15 protein-coding genes are annotated in these 17,964 nt (G+C 73.0%); 11 read left to right on the forward strand and 4 right to left on the reverse strand.

Going from position 1 to position 17,964, the window contains the following annotated elements:
* Positions 1 to 55: 55 nt before the first annotated feature.
* Positions 56 to 2,182, reverse strand: coding sequence for an anthranilate synthase component I (locus tag ACFYYW_RS21625; protein ID WP_387650847.1), 2,127 nt, complete (start codon positions 2,180 to 2,182; stop codon positions 56 to 58).
* 238 nt (positions 2,183 to 2,420) lie between these two features.
* On the opposite strand from ACFYYW_RS21625, the gene ACFYYW_RS21630 reads away from it, so the two are divergent.
* Both ACFYYW_RS21630 and ACFYYW_RS21635 read left to right on the forward strand, forming a co-directional pair.
* Entirely contained in the window at positions 2,421 to 3,860 is a 1,440-nt protein-coding gene (locus tag ACFYYW_RS21630; RefSeq protein WP_387650849.1) for a glycosyltransferase family 39 protein, read from the forward strand.
* Between the two features lie 138 nt (positions 3,861 to 3,998).
* Positions 3,999 to 7,496 carry a S8 family serine peptidase gene (locus ACFYYW_RS21635; RefSeq protein WP_387650851.1) on the forward strand — a complete coding sequence of 1,166 codons (3,498 nt, stop codon included), beginning with the start codon at positions 3,999 to 4,001 and terminating at the stop codon, positions 7,494 to 7,496.
* A gap of 109 nt (positions 7,497 to 7,605) precedes the next feature.
* On the opposite strand, the gene ACFYYW_RS21640 is transcribed toward ACFYYW_RS21635, so the two are convergent.
* On the reverse strand, positions 7,606 to 8,391 hold the full coding sequence (locus ACFYYW_RS21640) for an SGNH/GDSL hydrolase family protein (protein ID WP_387650852.1): 786 nt from the start codon (positions 8,389 to 8,391) through the stop codon (positions 7,606 to 7,608).
* 89 nt (positions 8,392 to 8,480) lie between these two features.
* Between ACFYYW_RS21640 and ACFYYW_RS21645 the strand changes: the two genes are divergently transcribed.
* Both ACFYYW_RS21645 and ACFYYW_RS21650 read left to right on the forward strand, forming a co-directional pair.
* Complete coding sequence (locus ACFYYW_RS21645; protein ID WP_387650854.1) at positions 8,481 to 10,082, forward strand: CocE/NonD family hydrolase; 1,602 nt, start codon at positions 8,481 to 8,483, stop codon at positions 10,080 to 10,082.
* On the forward strand, positions 10,064 to 11,008 hold the full coding sequence (locus ACFYYW_RS21650; protein WP_387650855.1) for a helix-turn-helix transcriptional regulator: 945 nt from the start codon (positions 10,064 to 10,066) through the stop codon (positions 11,006 to 11,008). The genes ACFYYW_RS21645 and ACFYYW_RS21650 overlap by 19 nt, the downstream gene beginning before the upstream one ends.
* A 96-nt stretch (positions 11,009 to 11,104) precedes the next feature.
* Here the strand turns inward: ACFYYW_RS21650 and ACFYYW_RS21655 are convergent, their stop codons facing one another.
* A complete protein-coding gene (locus tag ACFYYW_RS21655) occupies positions 11,105 to 11,995 on the reverse strand; it encodes an SDR family oxidoreductase (RefSeq protein WP_387650856.1) in 891 nt (296 codons plus the stop codon).
* Positions 11,996 to 12,073: 78 nt separating this feature from the next.
* On the opposite strand from ACFYYW_RS21655, the gene ACFYYW_RS21660 reads away from it, so the two are divergent.
* From ACFYYW_RS21660 to mctP, 4 genes are all read left to right on the forward strand, one after another.
* On the forward strand, positions 12,074 to 12,622 hold the full coding sequence (locus ACFYYW_RS21660; protein ID WP_352329972.1) for a VOC family protein: 549 nt from the start codon (positions 12,074 to 12,076) through the stop codon (positions 12,620 to 12,622).
* Entirely contained in the window at positions 12,622 to 13,251 is a 630-nt protein-coding gene (locus tag ACFYYW_RS21665) for a carboxymuconolactone decarboxylase family protein (RefSeq protein WP_387650858.1), read from the forward strand. The genes ACFYYW_RS21660 and ACFYYW_RS21665 overlap by 1 nt, the downstream gene beginning before the upstream one ends.
* A gap of 228 nt (positions 13,252 to 13,479) precedes the next feature.
* Positions 13,480 to 13,692 carry a DUF3311 domain-containing protein gene (locus tag ACFYYW_RS21670; RefSeq protein WP_352329975.1) on the forward strand — a complete coding sequence of 71 codons (213 nt, stop codon included), beginning with the start codon at positions 13,480 to 13,482 and terminating at the stop codon, positions 13,690 to 13,692.
* Positions 13,689 to 15,284: a monocarboxylate uptake permease MctP gene (gene mctP, locus ACFYYW_RS21675; protein WP_352329977.1), complete on the forward strand. Its 1,596-nt coding sequence runs from the start codon at positions 13,689 to 13,691 to the stop codon at positions 15,282 to 15,284. The genes ACFYYW_RS21670 and mctP overlap by 4 nt, the downstream gene beginning before the upstream one ends.
* 3 nt (positions 15,285 to 15,287) lie before the next feature.
* Here the strand turns inward: mctP and ACFYYW_RS21680 are convergent, their stop codons facing one another.
* The gene (locus ACFYYW_RS21680) at positions 15,288 to 15,632 is read right to left on the reverse strand and encodes a DUF6285 domain-containing protein (protein ID WP_364420282.1); all 345 of its coding nucleotides are present in this window, start codon (positions 15,630 to 15,632) and stop codon (positions 15,288 to 15,290) included.
* 343 nt (positions 15,633 to 15,975) lie between these two features.
* Here ACFYYW_RS21680 and ACFYYW_RS21685 point away from each other — a divergent pair, with 343 nt between their 5' ends.
* From ACFYYW_RS21685 to ACFYYW_RS21695, 3 genes are all read left to right on the forward strand, one after another.
* Entirely contained in the window at positions 15,976 to 16,161 is a 186-nt protein-coding gene (locus ACFYYW_RS21685; RefSeq protein WP_364390428.1) for a hypothetical protein, read from the forward strand.
* Between the two features lie 167 nt (positions 16,162 to 16,328).
* Positions 16,329 to 17,168, forward strand: coding sequence for a hypothetical protein (locus ACFYYW_RS21690; protein ID WP_387650860.1), 840 nt, complete (start codon positions 16,329 to 16,331; stop codon positions 17,166 to 17,168).
* Between the two features lie 2 nt (positions 17,169 to 17,170).
* The gene (locus tag ACFYYW_RS21695) at positions 17,171 to 17,962 is read left to right on the forward strand and encodes a hypothetical protein (RefSeq protein WP_352327739.1); all 792 of its coding nucleotides are present in this window, start codon (positions 17,171 to 17,173) and stop codon (positions 17,960 to 17,962) included.
* The last annotated feature ends 2 nt before the right edge of the window (positions 17,963 to 17,964 follow it).

The following is a 17,964-nucleotide window of genomic DNA, read 5'->3' on the forward strand; positions in this document are numbered from 1 at the left end:
ACGTTTTGCCCTACGACAGGAACACCCTGCCCCTTCCCAGACGAACCGGCCCGGGTCAGCGCCGGGTGAGGCGCAGCACGTTCGCGATGATCTTCGCGCCCGCGCCGCCCTCCTGGGTGAGGATCGACTCGGGGTGGAACTGCACGGCGAAGCGCCGCCGCTCGACGTCCTCGATGGCCATGACGTTGCCGTCGGGCGTGAGCGCGGTCGGGGTGAAGCCGACCACGCCGGGCCGCTTGGCGTGCAGCGAGTGGTAGCGGGCCGCGGTGAACTCCTCGGGCAGCCCCGCCAGCAGCGCGCTGTCGCCGAGGCGGCTGACCTGGCCGCGCTTGCCGTGCTCGGGGTAGTCGAGCAGCTCCAGCGAGCCGCCGGCGTGCTCGACCATGGCCTGCAGGCCCAGGCACACGCCGAAGACGGGCAGGTCGCGGGCGTAGATCTCGTCGATGAGCGCGGCCATGCCGAAGTCGGACGGCCAGCCGGGGCCGGGCGAGAGCACGACCAGGTCGGGCGCGACGTCGTCGATGGTGTGGGCCGGGAAGCCGTGGCGCAGCGTCACCACGTCGGCCCCCTCCTGGCGGAAGTAGTCGGCCAGCGTGTTGACGAAGGAGTCCTCGTGGTCGACGAGCAGCACCTTCATGCCGGCCCCCGGCTGCTCCCTGACCACGGCGGGCGGGACGGCGCCGGGCTGGTTGACCGCGGCCAGGGCGCCGAGCAGGGCGCTGGCCTTGAGCTCGGTCTCGCGCTCCTCGGCCTCGGGGTCGGAGTCGAACAGCAGGGTCGCCCCGGCCCGGACGGTGGCCACGCCGTTCTTGATCTGGGCGGTGCGCAGGGTCAGGCCGGTGTTCATGGAGCCGTCGAAGCCGATGAAGCCGATGGCGCCGCCGTACCAGCGGCGGGTGGTGGCCTCGTGGTCCTCGATGAACTGCATGGCCCACGTCTTGGGGGCGCCGGTGACGGTGACGGCCCACATGTGGGTGAGGAAGGCGTCGAGGGCGTCGAACTCGGGACGCAGCCGGCCCTCGATGTGGTCGACGGTGTGGATCAGGCGCGAGTAGAGCTCGATCTGGCGGCGGCCGATGACCTTGACCGTGCCGGGGACGCAGATGCGCGACTTGTCGTTGCGGTCGACGTCGGTGCACATGGTCAGCTCCGACTCCTCCTTGACGCTGCTCAGGAGGGTGCGGATGGCCTCGGCGTCCTCGACCGGGTTGCTGCCGCGGGCGATGGTGCCGGAGATGGGGCAGGTCTCGACGCGGTCGCCGTTGACCCGGACGTACATCTCGGGCGAGGCGCCCACGAGGTGCTCGCCGTCGCCGAGGCTGATGATGAACTCGTACGGCGCCGGGTTGCTGTGGCGCAGGCTGCGGTAGAAGGCCGACGGGTCGGTGCAGACGGCGTGGAAGATCTGGCCGGGCACGACCTCGAACAGGTCGCCGCGCTTGAACCGCTCCTTGGCGGCGGCCACGACCTTGGCGTACTCGCCGCGCACGGGGTCCTTCGGCAGCTCGCCGGGGACGACCTGCGGGACGGAGGTGCCGGTGCGCTCCAGGCCGCGGGTGGTGGCGCCGTCGACGGTGAACTCGTAGCGGTACTCGACGCTGGTCTCGCGCTGGCGGTCGATGACGACGATCCGGTCGGGCAGGTGGAGCACCAGGTCGCGCTGGTCGTCGGGACGGGCCAGCTCCTGCCGGATGGGCTCGAACTGGAAGGCCAGGTCGTAGCCGAAGGAGCCGTAGAGGCCGAGGTGGGGGTCGTCGCCCGCGAAGGCGGCGATGACCTCGCGGATCGCGGTGAACACGGTGGGCCGGCGGCTGCGCATCTCCTCCGGCAGCAGGTCCTCGGACTCGGGGACGTGCACCTCGACGCGGTCGGGCGTCGGCTCGCTGACCGGCTTGCCCGCGGCCAGCAGGCAGGAGGCCACGGCGGGCAGCACGACCCTGCCGCGCTCGTTGAGCGCGGTCGCCGAGATGACCCGCCCCTTGGCGACCAGCTCCAGGCAGGGGTCGACGTAGCCGAAGGCCCATCGGCTGTAGCGGCCCGGGTAGTCCATGCCCGACGAGAAGGCGCCGCCGCGCCGCTCGCCGAGCGCGGTGACGATCTCTTCGAGCGCCTCTTCCGACACGTCGCGTGCCTCGCGCTCGACGCCGACGCCCCCGGCGGTGGTATATCCGCTGCTCTCCACTTGCTGCCCCTTACCACGTCACATCATGAGGCCCCGGGGGCGGACACGAGAAAGGCCGCCATCCGGGGCGGCCGTCCTTTGAGAGGAATGCGAAAACGCGCCGCCTAGGAGCGGCGCCACCACTGGATCTGAGGGCGATTTCGCATGCCCCCAGGTTAACCGCCGGACCAAGATCGCGCAACGCGACACCCGCTCCGGCAGTGACAAACGGCGGGTAATGGATCTAGCCTCGACGTCCATGGAACGGCCCTGGGCGTGGCGTCCGGTGACGGTGACCGCGGTCCTGACCGCCGGCGTGGCCCTCGCACTGAGCCCCTGGTACGGCTACCACCGCGACGAGCTGTACTTCCGGGTCCTGGCCGGCCACCCGGCCTGGGGGTACGTCGACCAGCCCCCGCTGACGCCGATGCTGGCCAAGGCGGCGCTCGGGCTGTTCGGCGACACGGTGACGGCGCTGCGGGTGTTCCCCGCGCTGGCCGCGGCGGCCGTGGTCGTGCTGGTGGCGCTGGTGGCCAGGGAGCTGGGCGGCGACCGGCTCGCCCAGACGATGGCCGCCGTGGGCGCGGCGACCGGGGCGTACACGCTGATCGCGGCGCACACGCTGCTGACGGTCAGCTTCGACCTGCCGCTGTGGACGGCGGCGATCCTGTTCGCGCTCCGGGCGCTGCTGCGCGGGCAGCCGCGCTGGTGGCTCGCGGCGGGCGCGGTGATCGGGCTGGCCACCTACAACAAGCACCTCATCGCGCTGCTGGTGCTGGGCCTGGCGGCGGGGCTGCTGATCGCCGGGCCGCGGCGGGCGCTGGCCGGCCCGTGGTTGTGGGGCGGCGCGCTGCTCGCCGCCGTGCTGGCCGCGCCGAACCTGGTCTACCAGGCCACGCACGACTGGCCGCAGTTGTCGATGGCCGCCGCGCTCAGCGCCGACAAGGGCGCCGAGATGCGGATGATGTTCGTGCCGATGCAGCTCACGCTGTTCGGGCCGGTGGTGTCGGTGGTCGCGGCGCTGGGGTTCGTCCGGCTGTGGCGCGACCGGCGGGTGCGGGCGCTGGCCGTGGCCTATCCGGTGACGGCGGTGCTGACGCTGGTCAGCGGCGGGCGCTTCGACTACACCGCGGGGCTGATCGTGGCGCTGTTCGCGGCCGGGTGCGTGAGCGTGTCGCGGGCGCGGGCCGGGCGGGTGCGCGCGGCGTGGGCGTTCCTCGCGGTCAACGCGGCGGCCTGCGCGGTGCTCGCGCTGCCGCTCGTGCCGGTCGGCGCGCTGGCCGGCACGCCGGTGCCGGCGATCAACGAGGTGGCCCGCGAGTCGGTCGGCTGGCCGCGCTTCGCCGCGGCCGTCGGCGGCGTGCTGCGGGCGTTGCCGCCGGACGAGCGGGCCCGCGCGGTGGTCGTGACGGGCAACTACGGCGAGTACGGCGCCCTTGCCCGGGCGGGCCTGACCCGCGTGTACTCCGGCCACAACCAGCTCTGGGCGTACGGCCCGCCGCCGGACGACGCGACCGTGACGATCCTGGTGAACGCGGGCGGCCGGGCCCGTGCGATGTTCGGCTCCTGCGAGCAGAAGGCCCGCGTGGACAACGGCGCGGACGTCGACAACGAGGAGCAGGGCATGCCGGTGTGGCTGTGCCGGGATCCGGTGCGGCCGTGGTCCGCCACCTGGCCGATGTGGCGACATTTCAGCTGACCACATTACATTTCGGGACTTATCCGAGCTTGTTAGGATCAGCGCCCTTGCTTTCCCGACAGGATCTCTTCACCCTTCTCGACAGAGGCGGAAAGATCACCTCTTCCTCACCGTCGTGAACGTCGTGAAGGAGAGCACGTGCGCAACACCCTCACCTGGCGTGCGATCCTGACCGGGATCGTCACCGCCGCCGCCCTGGCCGTCCCCCAGGCCCCGGCGCAGGCGGCGCCCGATCCCGGCAAGATCTCCCAGGCCGTCCAGGCCGACCTGGACGAGGACGGCAAGGCCACCTTCTGGGTCCGGATGAAGGGCACCGCCGACCTCGGCGCCGCCCGCCGGGCCGCCACCAAACGGGCCAGGACGCAGCTGGTCTACCAGGCCAAGACCGAGCGGGCCAAGGCTTCGCAGGCCGGGCTGGTCAAGCTGCTGGAGGCCCAGAAGGCCGACTACACCTCGTACTGGATCGTCGACGCCGTACGGGTGACCGCGGACGCCAAGCTGGCGTCGGCGATCAGCGAGCTGCCCGAGGTGGACCGGATCGACCCGGTCACCGTCGTGGCGCTGCCCGAGCCGGTGACCGGCCGGGCCGAGCCCAGGGCCGGCGCGGTCGAGTGGAACGTCGACCGGATCGGCGCCCCGCGGGTGTGGAGCGAGCTGGGCGACCGGGGCGAGGGCATCGTGGTCGCCTCGATCGACTCCGGCGTCCAGTACGACCACCCCGACCTGGCCGCGAGCTACCGGGGCAGGAACCCCGACGGCTCCTACACCCACGACTACAACTGGTTCGACCCGGCGCGCGTCTGCCCGTCGGCGGCGCCGTGCGACAACAACGGCCACGGCACGCACGTCATGGGCACGATGGCGGGCGCGAACGGCATCGGCGTGGCGCCCGGCGTGCGCTGGATCGCCGCCAAGGGCTGCGAGGTCAACACCTGCACCGACGCCTCGCTGCTGGCCGCCGGCCAGTGGGTGCTGGCCCCGACCGACCTGAACGGCGCCAACCCGCGTCCCGACCTCGCGCCGGACATCGTCAACAACTCCTGGGGCGGCAACGGGTTCGACCCCTGGTACGTCGAGACCGTCCAGGCGTGGGTGGCCGCGGGCATCTTCCCCGCCTTCGCCAACGGCAACGAGGGCCCGGCCTGCCGCACCAGCGGCTCGCCCGGCCAGTACGCCATCAGCTACAGCGCGGGCGGCTTCGACGTCAACAACGTGCTGTACGCCAGGTCGAGCAAGGGCGAGGGCCAGGACGGCGAGATCAAGCCGAACATCGCGGCCCCCGCGGTGAACGTGCGCTCCTCGGTCCCGGACGACGACTACGACTCCTACACCGGCACCTCGATGGCCTCACCGCACGTGGCCGCCACGGTGGCGCTGATCTGGTCGGCCGCGCCCCGGCTGCAGGGCGACGTGGCCGCGACCCGGCCGCTGCTGGACCGCACGGCGATCGACGTGGCCGACACGAGCTGCGGCGGCACCGCGGCCGACAACAACGTCTGGGGCGAGGGCCGCCTGGACGCCTACGCCGCCGTCCAGGCCGCGCCGGACGAGGGGCTGGGCGAGCTGCGCGGCACGGTCACCGCGGCGGGCGAGCCGGTGCCGGGCGTGACGGTCAAGGTGACCGGGCCGCTGGCCCGCTCGGTGGTCACCGGCCAGGACGGCACGTACACGATCCCGCGCCTGCTGCCCGGCGAGTACGCGCTGACGGCGGAGAAGTTCGGCTACGACCGCGGGAGCGCCACGGCCACGGTGACCGCCGATCAGGTCACGACCGGCGACGTGACGCTCGTCCGGCAGCCGTCCGGCACGCTGTCGGGCACGGTCAGCACGGCCGGCGTGCCCGAGCCGGGCGCGACCGTGGCCGCCGGCGGCACGCCGGTGAGCGCGGTCACCGACGCCTCCGGCCGGTACACGATGACGCTGCCGCGCGGGACGTACACGCTGACGGTCACGCCGGTCTCGCGCTGCTCCAGCGGCGCGAGCGCGCAGGTCGCCGTGGACGGCGACACGGTCAGGGACGTGGAGCTGCCGCTGCGCGGCGACGGCTTCGGCTACACCTGCCGGGCGGCGGCGCAGCCGTACGTCGCCGGGACCGAGAAGCTGGCGCTGACCGGCGACGACGAGGCCGTGCAGGTGACGCTGCCGTTCGCGGTCCCATTCTACGGCACCGGGCAGTCCAGGGCGTGGATCAGCACGAACGGGTTCGTCACCTTCGCCGCCGACCGGGTCACCACGGGCAGCAACAGCCGCCTGCCGGGCACGGGCACGCCGAACAACGCGGTCTACCCGTACTGGGACGACCTGAAGGTGGACGCCGAGGCGGGCGTCTACACCGGCGTGGTAGGCACCGCCCCGCACCGCCAGTACGTCGTGGAGTGGCGCAACGTCACCTTCTACAGCGCGACCGGCGAGCGGGTGTCGTTCGCGGCGCTGCTGGGCGAGGACGGCTCGGTCTCCTTCCGGTACAAGGACCTCGAGAGCGAGCGTGACCAGGGCTCCAGCGCCACGGTCGGCATCGAGAACGCGGCCGGCACGGACGCGCTGCTCTACTCCTACGAGGAGGCGGCGCTGGCCACCGGCCGCGGCGTGACGTTCACCGCGAGCCGGCACGGCCTGGTGACCGGCGTGGTCACCGACGCCAACGACGGCCAGCCGCTGGCCGGGGCGTCGGTGAAGCTGGGCGACGCGGCCTCGTTCACGACCGGCGCGGACGGGTCGTTCTTCGGGCAGGTCCCGGCGGGCGACCACGACGTGGTGGTGGCCAAGGAGAACTACGGCACCTTCACCAAGCCGGTCACGGTCGCGCCCGGCACGCTGACCAGGATCGACACCGCTCTGGTCACCGGCCGGGTGAGCGCCTCGGCCGCCGAGCTGACCGCGGTGACGCCCGCCGGGGCGACCAGGACGCGCACGCTGGAGCTGACGAACCTGGGCTCCCCCACCGCCTACACGGTGACCAGCGACGCCGACTGGGCGTCGGTCACGCCGCAGGCGGGCGAGCTGGCCAAGGGTCAGAAGGCGACGCTGCGGGTGACGCTCTCCGCCGCCGGGGTGACGCCCGGCGGGATGCGCACCGGCAAGCTGGTCGTCAAGTCGGCCAGCGGGCGGCAGCCGGCCATCGAGATCAAGGTGACCGTGGTGGTGCCCAAGTTCCAGGTGGCCGTCGACGTCGGCGGGTCGAAGGCGCTGACCGACGCCGACGGCGACGCCTGGTCGCCCGACCGCCGCTGGACCCAGGGCGGGTACGGCTACGTGGCGACCTCGTCCAAGACGGCGAGCACGTCCAGGACCATCGCGGGCACCGGCGACCAGGCGCTGTTCCGGACGGCCAGGGAGGGCATGCTGGAGTACCGGTTCGACGGCGTGCCCGCCGGGACGTACACGGTGGAGCTGGACTTCGCCGAGGTGAAGAGCACGCAGATGGGCAAGCGGGTCTTCGATGTGCTCGTCGAGGGCCAGCTCGCGATCCCGGCGCTGGACCTGGCGCTGGAGGCGGGCACGTACACGGCGGTGGCCAGGCAGTACACGGTGAAGGTGACCGACGGTCAGCTCAATGTGCGCTTCGCCGCCCGGCAGGGGGCCACGCTGGTCAACGGCGTGCGCGTCTCCGAGCGCCCGGACAAGGCGCTGCCCTGACCGTCCGGGGTCCCGCCGTTCCTGGTGCGGCGGGACCCCGGGCCGGCGGCCGGATCGGCGGCCGGGACCGGCGGCGGGCCGGAAGAAGGGGCCGGGAACCGGGCGGGGGTCAGGGGGCGGCGGTCGGCAGCGGGGCGAGGTCGGGGCGCTTGGGCGCGACGCCGTCGCCCGAGGAGCGGCGGTTGATGCGCCTGCCGATCCACGGGCCGAGGTAGGTCCTGGCCCAGCGCAGGTCCTCGCGGCGGGCGGCCGTCCAGACCGGCGGCCGCCTGGCCGGGTACGCCTCACGCCAGTCCTCCGCCACCGGCACGCCGAGCACCTCGGCGGCCCGCAGCGCCACCCGGCGGTGGCCGTCGGGGCTGAGGTGCAGGCGGTCGGCGTTCCAGGCGCGCGGGTCGCGCAGGACCCGCATCGGCCACAGGTCCACCAGCAGCGCGTCGTAGCGGCGGGCGATGTCGTGGATGTGCAGGTTGTAGACCTCGATCTTGGAGTGGGCCAGCCGCATCACCGGCACGTGCCGCAGGTCGAAGCCGGTGAACATGAGCACCCGGCTGCCCGCCTCGGTGAGCGTCCTGACGCCCGCCTCCAGCCGCCTGGCCACGGACGCCGGTCCGCTGCCCGGCCGCAGGATGTCGTTGCCCCCGGCGCACAGCGAGACCAGGTCGGCGCCGAGCTCGACCGCCTTCGGCACCTGCTCCGACACGATCTGCTCGATCAGCCGGCCGCGGACGGCGAGGTTGGCGTACCGCAGTCCGGGCTCCCCGGCCTGGCGGCGGTCGGCCTCGATGTGCTCGGCCAGCCGGTCGGCCCAGCCGCGGAACCCGTGGTCGGCCGGGTCCTCAAGTCCTTCGGTGAAGCTGTCCCCTAGGGCGACATACGAAGTGATTCGTCCCATGACCGGATAGTTTGCCAAGGACCTTTGTCCCTACGCGACCGTAACCCCCGGCTACCACCTGTCCCGTCACATCTGTTACTGGTTAGGACATGAGACGCGTGCGGCTGCGGCGGGACATCCCCGTCCCGATGCCCGACGGTGTGACGCTGCTGGCCGACCACTACGCCCCGGCTCATGGGCGGCCGGCCCCGGCGGTGCTGATCCGCTCGCCGTACGGGCGGCGCGGCCTGTTCGGCTGGATGTACGGCCGCGGCTTCGCCAGGAACGGCTTCCACGTGCTCATCCAGAGCTGCCGCGGCGGCTTCGGCTCCGGCGGCAGCCTCGACCCGCTCGGCGACGAGCACGACGACGGCCTGGCCACCATCGCCTGGCTGCGCCGGCAGCCCTGGTACGGCGGCTCGTTCGCCATGTTCGGCCCCTCCTACCTGGGTTACGCCCAGTGGGCCGTCGCCGCCGAGGCCGGGCCCGAGCTCAAGGCCATGGCCACGCAGATCACCGCCTCCCAGTTCAGGGACGCCGCCTACGTGGGCGGCGCGTTCGCACTGGAGTCGACGCTGAGCTGGACCACGCTCACCGACACCATGAGGCGCCGCTTCGTCGGCGGGGCCGCGATGCTGACCGCCCCCAGGCTGACCCGCCGGGCCGTGTTGTCGGGGCGGCCGGTGGCCGAGCTGGACGTGGCCTCGGCGGGCCGGCCGCTGCGCTTCTTCCGCGACCTGCTGGCCCACCACGCCGACCCGGCGGTGCCGTACTGGCACAAGCGCGACTTCTCCCTCAAGGTCGGCGAGGTGGAGGCGGCGGTCACCATGCTCGGCGGCTGGTACGACGTCTTCCTGCCCTGGCAGCTCAAGGACTACGCGGCGATGCGGGCGGCCGGGCGGCGGCCGTACCTGACGATCGGGCCCTGGTACCACGTCGACTCCCGGCACGGGCGGCCCTCGATGGCCGAGGCGCTGGCCTGGTTCCGCGCCCACCTCATGGACGACCCGTCCGGCCTGCGGGCCGACCCGGTGCGGCTGTACGTCACCGGGGCCGGCGAGTGGCGCGACTACCCCGACTGGCCGGTGCCGGGCGTGCGGGAGCAGCGCTGGCACCTGCGGCCGGGCGGCGGGCTGGACCCGCGGGAGCCCGAGGAGGACGGGTCCGACCGGTTCCGCTACCACCCCGCCCACCCGACGCCGGCGATCGGCGGGCCCGTGCTGCTGGCCGACTCCAGGCCGCGTGACCAGCGGCGTCTGGAGGCCCGGCGCGACGTGCTGGTCTACAGCTCCGCGGCGCTGGAGGCGGACGTGGAGATGATCGGCCCGGTGCACGCCGACGTCTACGTCCGGTCCAGCACGCCGCACGTGGACGTCGTGGTCCGGGTCTGCGACGTGCACCCCGACGGGCGCTCGCTCAACCTGTGCGAGGGCGTGCGCCGGCTGGGCCCGCACACCGCCGACGAAGGGAACGGCGACGGTGTGCGCCGGGTACGGGTGGAGTTGTGGCCGATCGGCCACCGGTTCCGCCGCGACCACCGGATCCGGGTGCACGTGGCGGCCGGCGCGTACCCGACGATCGCCCGCAACCCGGGCACCGGCGAGCCGGTGGGCGCGCCCGGCGGCCCGATGGTGCCGGCCGACGTCGAGGTGTTCCACTCCCCCGCCCGCCCCTCGGCCGTGGTGCTGCCGCTGTGCGCGCCGCGCGGCTGATGTCGCTGGTCCTGCTGTTGCAGGCCAGGGGCGGGATGACGGCGGCCGAGCTGGCCAGGGAGCTGGAGGTCTCCGAGCGCACGGTGCACCGCGACGTGCTGGCGCTGTCGGAGGCGGGCGTGCCGGTCTACGCCGACCGCGGGCGCGGCGGCGGCTACCGGCTGCTGGACGGCTACCGCACCCGGCTGACCGGGCTGGACCGGGCCGAGGCCGAGGCGCTGTTCCTGTCGGGGGTGCCCGCGGCGCTGCGCGAGATGGGGTTGCAGGAGGTGGCCGCGACGGCCCGGCTCAAGGCCGCCGCCGCGCTGTCCCCCTCGCTGCGCGACGCGCCGGCCACGGCCGCGCAGCGTTTCCATCTGGACGCGCCCGGCTGGTACGCCGCCGACACGCCGCCGCCCCCGGCGCTGGCCCCGCTGGCCAGGGCGGTGTGGAACGACCTGCCGGTCACCGTGGTCTACAAGGAGCGCACCCGGGAGCTGGAGCCGTACGGGCTGGTGCTGAAGGCGGGCGCCTGGTACCTGGTGGCCCGCCTGCGCGAACGGTTCCTGATCTTCCGGGTGGACCGCATGGGGGACGTCCGCGCCCGCGAGCCGCGTTTCGAGCGGGACGCGGACTTCGACCTGGCCGCGTTCTGGGCCGGGCAGGCGGCCGAGTTCAGCCGTTCCCTGCTCAGGGACGTGATCACGTTGCGGCTGACCCCGGCCGGCCGGCGCATGCTGCGGTACGTCGCCGACCCGGCCGCCCTGGACGACGCGCTGGCCTCGCTCCTGCCGGACGGGACCGTGCGGCTGGCCGTGGAGTCGGTGCAGGTGGCCTTCACCCAGGTGCTGCGGTTCGGCCCGGAGGCCGAGGTGCTGGCGCCGGAGGAGCTGCGCGCCCAGGTCGCCGACGCCGCCGCCCGCATGGCCGATCTCTACCGGCGCTGAGAACGGCCGCGCGGCCGGGATTCCCCCGGCTTCGAGAACGCCCGCGCGGCCGGGATTCCCCCGGCTGCGAAGGGCTGCCCGGCCGCGCGGCGGGCGTCAGCGGTAGTCCTCCCAGCCGCCTTCGCCGCCCTTCTCCATGACCTCGGCGATGTAGCGCCACACCTGCGGCCGGCTGCCGTCCACGTCGGTGACGCCGTACGCCTCGGCCAGCTCGCCGCTGGTCACCGAGGACCCCGACCACCTGCTCCGGTCGGGGTCCTGGGCGAGGGCGGCCACGCCGCGACCGACGTAGGCGGGGGTCTCGGAGACCATCCACGCGCTGTCCGCCTTCGCCTCGCGCCAGTTCTCCTCGGTGACGCCGAAGCCGTCCAGCATCGCCTCCGAGCGCAGGAACCCGGGCGTGACGGCCACCGCCGTCCCGCCGTACGGGCGCAGCTCGTGGGACCAGGCGAAGGCCAGCCGGTTGACCGACAGCTTGGCCAGGTCGAAGTAGACGTTCTCGCGGTAGCGGGTCCGGTGGAACTCCCAGGTGCCGTCGGTGACCTCCACGACCAGGCCGCCCTCGTGCCGGATCAGCAGCGGCAGCAGATGGCGGGCGCTGATGAGGTGGGTGTCGACGGCCAGCCTGAGCAGGCGCAGCCCGTCGTCCAGGTCCTGCTCCCAGACGGGGGTCTCCCACTTCCACAGGCGGTCGCCGCCCCACACGTCGTTGACCAGCACGTCCAGCCGGCCCTGTTCCCGCTCGACGCGGGCGGCCAGGCCGGCCACCGCCGCCGGGTCCAAAAAGTCGACGGGGACCGCGATGCCCGTCCCGCCCGCCGCGCTCACCAGCTCGGCGGTCTCCTCGATCGTCTCCGGACGGTTCATCTCCGAACGGCGCTCGCGCGTGCTCCGTCCGGCGCAGTAGACCGTCGCTCCGGCCGCCCCGAGGGCGACCGCCATTCCTCGTCCCGTTCCGCGGGTCGCGCCCGCCACCACCACAATCACGGGCACGATCGTGGCCCGAATACCCGCCACCTGCTGTCATGTTTTCCGGCAGAACGCTGTGATAAGTAGTTGATTACCATGAACAGCGAATTCGAGCTCCGCGGGGTCAACCACATCGCCCTGGTCTGCTCGGACATGAAGCAGACCGTCGACTTCTACTCCGGCGTGCTGGGCATGCCGCTGATCAAGACGATCGAGCTGCCCCTGGGCTGGGGCCAGCACTTCTTCTTCGACTGCGGCGGCGGCAACGCGCTGGCCTTCTTCTGGTTCCCCGACGCGCCCGAGGGCGTGCCCGGGGTCTCGGCGCCCAGGAACCTGCCGGACCGGGGCGAGTTGCTCTCGGCGGTCGGCTCGATGAACCACATCGCCTTCGACGTGCCGCCCGAGCGCATCGAGGAGTACCGCGAGCGGCTGGTGGCCAAGGGCATCGACGTGGGCGTGCTGCTCAACCACGACGACAGCGAGTTCGGCGTGGCGCCCGCGATGCACGAGGGCGTCTTCGTCCGGTCCATCTACTTCAAGGATCCCGACGGGATCCTGGTGGAGTTCGCCGCGTGGACGCGGCCGGTCGGGCAGCCGGGCGACGTCCGGCACGAGCCCAGGACCGCCGCCGACCGGACCGTCTGATGCCGCGGCTGCGGCGGGTGCCGCCCGAGGAGGTGACCGACCCCGTCGTCCGGTTCTTTCACGACCGGCTGCTGTCGGCCGACGGCACGGGGACCGCGACCGGCTCGCCGGGCGACTGGTGGACGGTCTTCGCTCTCGCCCCCAAGATCTTCCGCCACTGCGTCAAGGGCTTCCAGATCTACCGGGAGTCGCGGCTGGACCCGGTGCTGCGCGAGCTGGGGCAGACCAGGGCGGGCTGGGCGCGGCAGAGCCAGTTCGTCTACTCCCAGCACTGCAAGCAGCTCAGGGCGCTCGGCGTGCCCGAGGAGAAGGTGCGGGCGGTGGCCTCCTGGCAGGTCAGCGACCGGTTCGGCGAGCTGGAGCGGGCGGTGCTGGCCTACACCGACGGCCTGGTGCTCGACGGCGGCCGGGTGCACGACGACGTGTTCGACGTGCTGCGCGCCCACCTGCCCGACGAGCAGATCCTGGAGCTGACCTACATCGTCTGCCTGTACGAGATGCACGCCACCATGGCGCGGGCGCTGCGGCTGGAGTTCGACGACCGCCCCGATCCGATCACCGAGGTGCCCGCCCCCGAGGGGTACGGCACGCGCGACATCGCCGACGAAGTGACCGTTCGTCGCGAGTAGCCGACCATTCGCCGATCGCCCGGTTCCGCGCGGCCCGGGAGCGACTTAACGTGCCGTTGGCGAGGGGTGGCTTGGTCTCACATATTGAGATTTCATCTCGACATTTAGGCCAAACCGTAATGTTCCGGACATTGGGTTTAATACCACCGGAAAGCTAATCTCCCTCCATTGACGACGTTGTCAGGAGCCGGTCAACACGCCGCTCCTGATCCCCCAATCGGAGGGCCGATGACTACCGGGGAATCCGGGCAGCCGCCGCGTACCGACCGCAGCCCGTGGAACTGGCTGCTGGTCGTGCCGATCGTGCTGCCGCTGCTGACGTTCCTGTTCAACTCCGACGAGCCGCGCCTGCTCGGCTTCCCGCTGTTCTACTGGCTGCAGCTCGCCTTCATCGTGGTCGGCGTCGGCTGCACCACGATCGTCTACAGGATGACCAAATGAGCGGGCACGTGACCGAGCTGGTCGTCTTCGGGCTGCTGTTCATCCTGGTCAGCGGCATGGGCTTCGTGGCGGCCCGCTGGCGGCGGCCCACCGACCTGGCCAGCCTCAACGAGTGGGGCCTCGGCGGCCGCAGCTTCGGCTCGTGGGTCACCTGGTTCCTGGTCGGCGGCGACCTGTACACCGCCTACACGTTCGTGGCCGTGCCCGCGCTGGTGTTCAGCTCCGGCGCGCTCGGCTTCTACGCGCTGCCCTACACCGTGGTGGTCTACCCGCTGGTGTTCCTGGTGCTGGCGCGGATGTGGTCGGTCTCGCACGTGCACGGGTTCGTCACGCCCGCCGACTTCGTCCGGGCCCGGTTCGGGTCGCCGACGCTGGCGCTGCTGATCGCCATCACCGGGCTGGTGGCGACGATGCCGTACATCGCGCTGCAGCTCGTCGGCATCGAGGCCGTGCTGAAGTCGATGGGCATCACCGGGCACCTGCCGATCATCATCGCCTTCGCGATCCTGGCGGCCTACACCTACCAGTCGGGCCTGCGCGCGCCGGCGCTGATCGCCTTCGTCAAGGACGCGCTGATCTACATCGTGATCCTCGCCGCGGTCATCTACATCCCGGCCAAGCTGGGCGGCTGGGGCAACATCTTCGACATGGCGCAGGCCAAGTTCGACAAGACCCCCGCGCCGGGCGACGGCATCCTGCTCAACGGCGCCAACCAGCTCCAGTACGTCACGCTGGCCTTCGGCTCGGCCCTGGCGCTGTTCCTCTACCCGCACAGCCTCACCGGCGTGCTGGCCTCCAAGAACCGCAACGTCATCAAGCGCAACATGTCGGCGCTGCCCGCCTACAGCTTCGTGCTCGGCCTGATCGCGCTGCTGGGCTTCATGGCCATCGCGGCCGGCACCAAGCCGGTCGGCGGCGACCCGAACACGATCGTGCCGAACCTGTTCGACCAGCTCTTCCCCGACTGGTTCGCCGGCGTGGCGTTCGCGGCCATCGGCATCGGCGCGCTGGTGCCGGCGGCGATCATGTCGATCGCGGCGGCGAACCTGTTCACCCGCAACATCTACCGCGAGTACATCAACAAGGAGGCCACCGACGCCCAGGAGGCCAACGTCTCCAAGGTCGTCTCGCTGGTGGTCAAGGTGGGCGCGGTGCTGTGCATCCTGCTGCTCGACCCGCAGTTCTCGATCGACCTGCAGCTCATCGGCGGCGTGATCATCCTGCAGACGCTGCCGTCGGTGGCGCTCGGCCTGTACACCCGCTGGTTCCACAAGGGCGGCCTGATGGCCGGCTGGGCCGCGGGCCTGGCGGCGGGCATGTGGATGCTCTACCTCATCCCCAACCCGGCCAAGGGCAAGGAGCACTTCGGCGGCTCGGCCTTCGGCCTGTCGAACCTGGGCCTGGACACCAAGATGACCATCTACGCGGGCTTCCTCGCGCTGATCGTCAACCTGGTCGTGGCCGCGGTCGCCACGCTGATCTTCCGGGCGGCCAAGGTGGCCGACGGCGCGGACGCCACCCGGCGCGGCGACTACTTCGCCGACGAGGGTGACCCGGGCGTCAAGGACCTGGACCTGGCCGGGTCCCACTGACGCTCACGGCCGCTGGAGGTAGCCGGGATCGGCCACCTCCAGCTTGGCCCGGACGGCCTGGACCAGGGCGGCGGTGAGCGCGTCGTCGCCGTCGAAGCGGCCCGCGCGGACGGCGGCGGCCAGCTCGGCGTCGTCGGCCACGCCCAGCGCCGCCAGCCGCGCGGCGTGCTCGGCGGCCTGGTCCGGGCCCAGCTCGATCTCCCGCTCCACCATGGCGAGCACGTTGATCGCCACCCGCGTGTGGAAGCGCACCCGCCCCTCGACCGCGGGCAGCACGTCGTCCCGCAGGAACCCGCGGACGGCCGCGACGAGCTGCGCGGCGGTGGGCACGTCATGGGGCTGCGCCATCGGCGGCACTCCCGTCAGCTCGGCTGCGCAGCCGTACGCCCGCGCACGGCCAGTCGTCAGCCCCAGGCATAGGGATCACCGCCCTGCCTGTCAAGGCCTCCGGCCCACGGATGACCTTTCTCCACCCCCGGGACGACAGACCTCCGCCCGCGATCGGCGTGTCTCTACCGAGCCGCCCATACCGGCGGTGGCGGGCCCCCGCGCGACGATGGCACGCTTCCCGAGCGGCCCGGCCCTCCGGGGTCACGCGGACGGCCCGGACGGCTGGGAAAGTCGCCCGGCGCAGCTCCCGGCCCCCGGCTCCCCGGGCCGCTCAGCCGCAGTCAACCCGAGGGAGCGCAGCATGAACGACGACGTACGCGTCAAGGCCTGCCGCATCAACGACCACGTGGAGCTCATCCACGACTCCTCCCCGGACGTCGTCCTGGAGATCCCGCGCCGCGACTGGCAGAACTTCCTGGAGGCGGTCAGGTCGGGCGCGTTCGAGCTGGAGGTCCTGCCCCGCAAGGCCGAGGAGAACGCGGCCTGACCCCGTCCCCTCCGAAGGGCCCGGCCGCCGCGGACGTCCCGCGGCCGCCGGGCCCTTTCCCGTGCCGCGGCGCGTCTGCGCGGTCCCGGCGGCCGCGGGCGGCACGATGGGGAGCCGGTTCTGTCGGTGGGCACGCGTACGGTCGTCCCAACCGGACGGTGGGTGATATGTCGGTGACCGAGGAGCAGGCCGCGGTGCTCGCCCTGACCAGGGCCACCGCCGGGCCGTGGCACCACACCGCGCGGGTCGTGGAGGCCGCGGGCAGCGCGCTGCGGCTGGTCCGCGGCGACCTCGGCGGGCTCGGCGGGCACGACAGGGCGCACGCCGCGCGGGTCCTCGCGCGGCTGCGGCCGGGCGACCTCGGCCGGGCCGAGGCGCTCATCGCCTCCTGTCCCGCCGCGCTGGTGACCGTGCTCGACGACGGCTACCCGGGCAACCTGGCCTACGCCTACAACCTCCAGCCGTTCCTGTGGGTGCGCGGCCGGCTGGAGGCCGGCGACCACCGGTCGGTGGCGGTCACCGGCGACGCCCCCGGCGCCTGCGCCGCGGCCCGTGCGCTGGCCGCGGCCGGCCTGACCGTCGTGTGCGACGAGCCGCGCACCGCCGCAGCTGCGGCGGCGGCCGGCGGCCGCGCGATCGTGGTCGGCCCGCACGACGGTCAGCCGATGACCGGGGCCGTCGCGGTCGGCCCGGACGGCGGGCGGGACGGGGGCATCGTGGCGGTCTCGCCGTTCTGGCCGGGCACGGCCGCCACGGCCCGGACGCGGGCGGTGACCGGGCTGGTGACCAGCGGGCTGGCCGCCGCGCTCTACGCCGCCGACGCGGGCGACGGCGAGCGGGCGGCGATGGCGCTGTCCCAGGGCAAGCACGTCTTCGCCGCGCCGGGCCTGCCCTGGACGCCCCGGCTGGCCTACCGGGGAGGAGTCACTGTCGTAGCGGGCATTGACGAGCTGGCGCGCCAGGCGGTCAATCTTGTAGATGTGACCCGGCTGACGACCGTCTTCTGACCGTGGGCGACGCCCGTGCGGTGACCGAGGCGTACCTGCAGATCTTCCGCAACGTCCCGGCCGCCGGCCCCGGCGTCTGCCGGATCTGCCACACCGGCGCCGGCGGCCCGTCCGGGCTCTGCGTCACCTGCGGGGTCACCACCCAGGGCCTGTACCGTCACACCGAGCACGTGGTGCCCGTCTCGCTGTGCGTGCGCGACGGCGACGGCGCCCAGCTGCACGCGATCGTGACCCGGCGCAGGGACCCGCCGGGCAGCGTGCGGCGGGTGCCGTTCCTGGCCGCCACCGTGGCGCGTTTCCACCGGGCCCACTCCGCGTGCCTGACCCGGCTGGCCGGCGGCCCCTTCACGATGGTCACCACGCTGCCCAGCACCCGGCTCGACCGGCCCATCGAGGTCTTCGGCCCGATGCCGCGGATCGTGGACCTGGTCGGCGACCTGCGGGGGCTGCACCGTCCGGTACTGATGGCCGGGTCGGCGCAGGCGGCCGAGAACCTCGCGCGGCGGCGTTCGGACGAGCGGGCCTTCCAGGTGCTGGGCCGCGTCGACGGCGCGCGGGTGCTGCTGGTGGACGACCTGTTCGTCTCGGGCGCGCACGTCCAGAGCGCGGCCTCGGCGCTCTACCTGGCCGGGGCGCGGGCGGTGGTCGCGCTGGTGATCGCGCGGCTGGTCTTCCCCCGCGCCGGCGGCGAGACCGCCCGCCTGTGGGAGCGGGCCTGCGCCGAGCGGTTCGACTTCGGCCGCTGCTGCTGCGCGGGCGCGCCGACCGTTGACCGCGCAACGGATTTCGGTTGAGA

This window comes from Nonomuraea sp. NPDC001831, assembly GCF_042892035.1.
In the GTDB taxonomy this organism is placed as follows: Bacteria; Actinomycetota; Actinomycetes; order Streptosporangiales; family Streptosporangiaceae; genus Nonomuraea.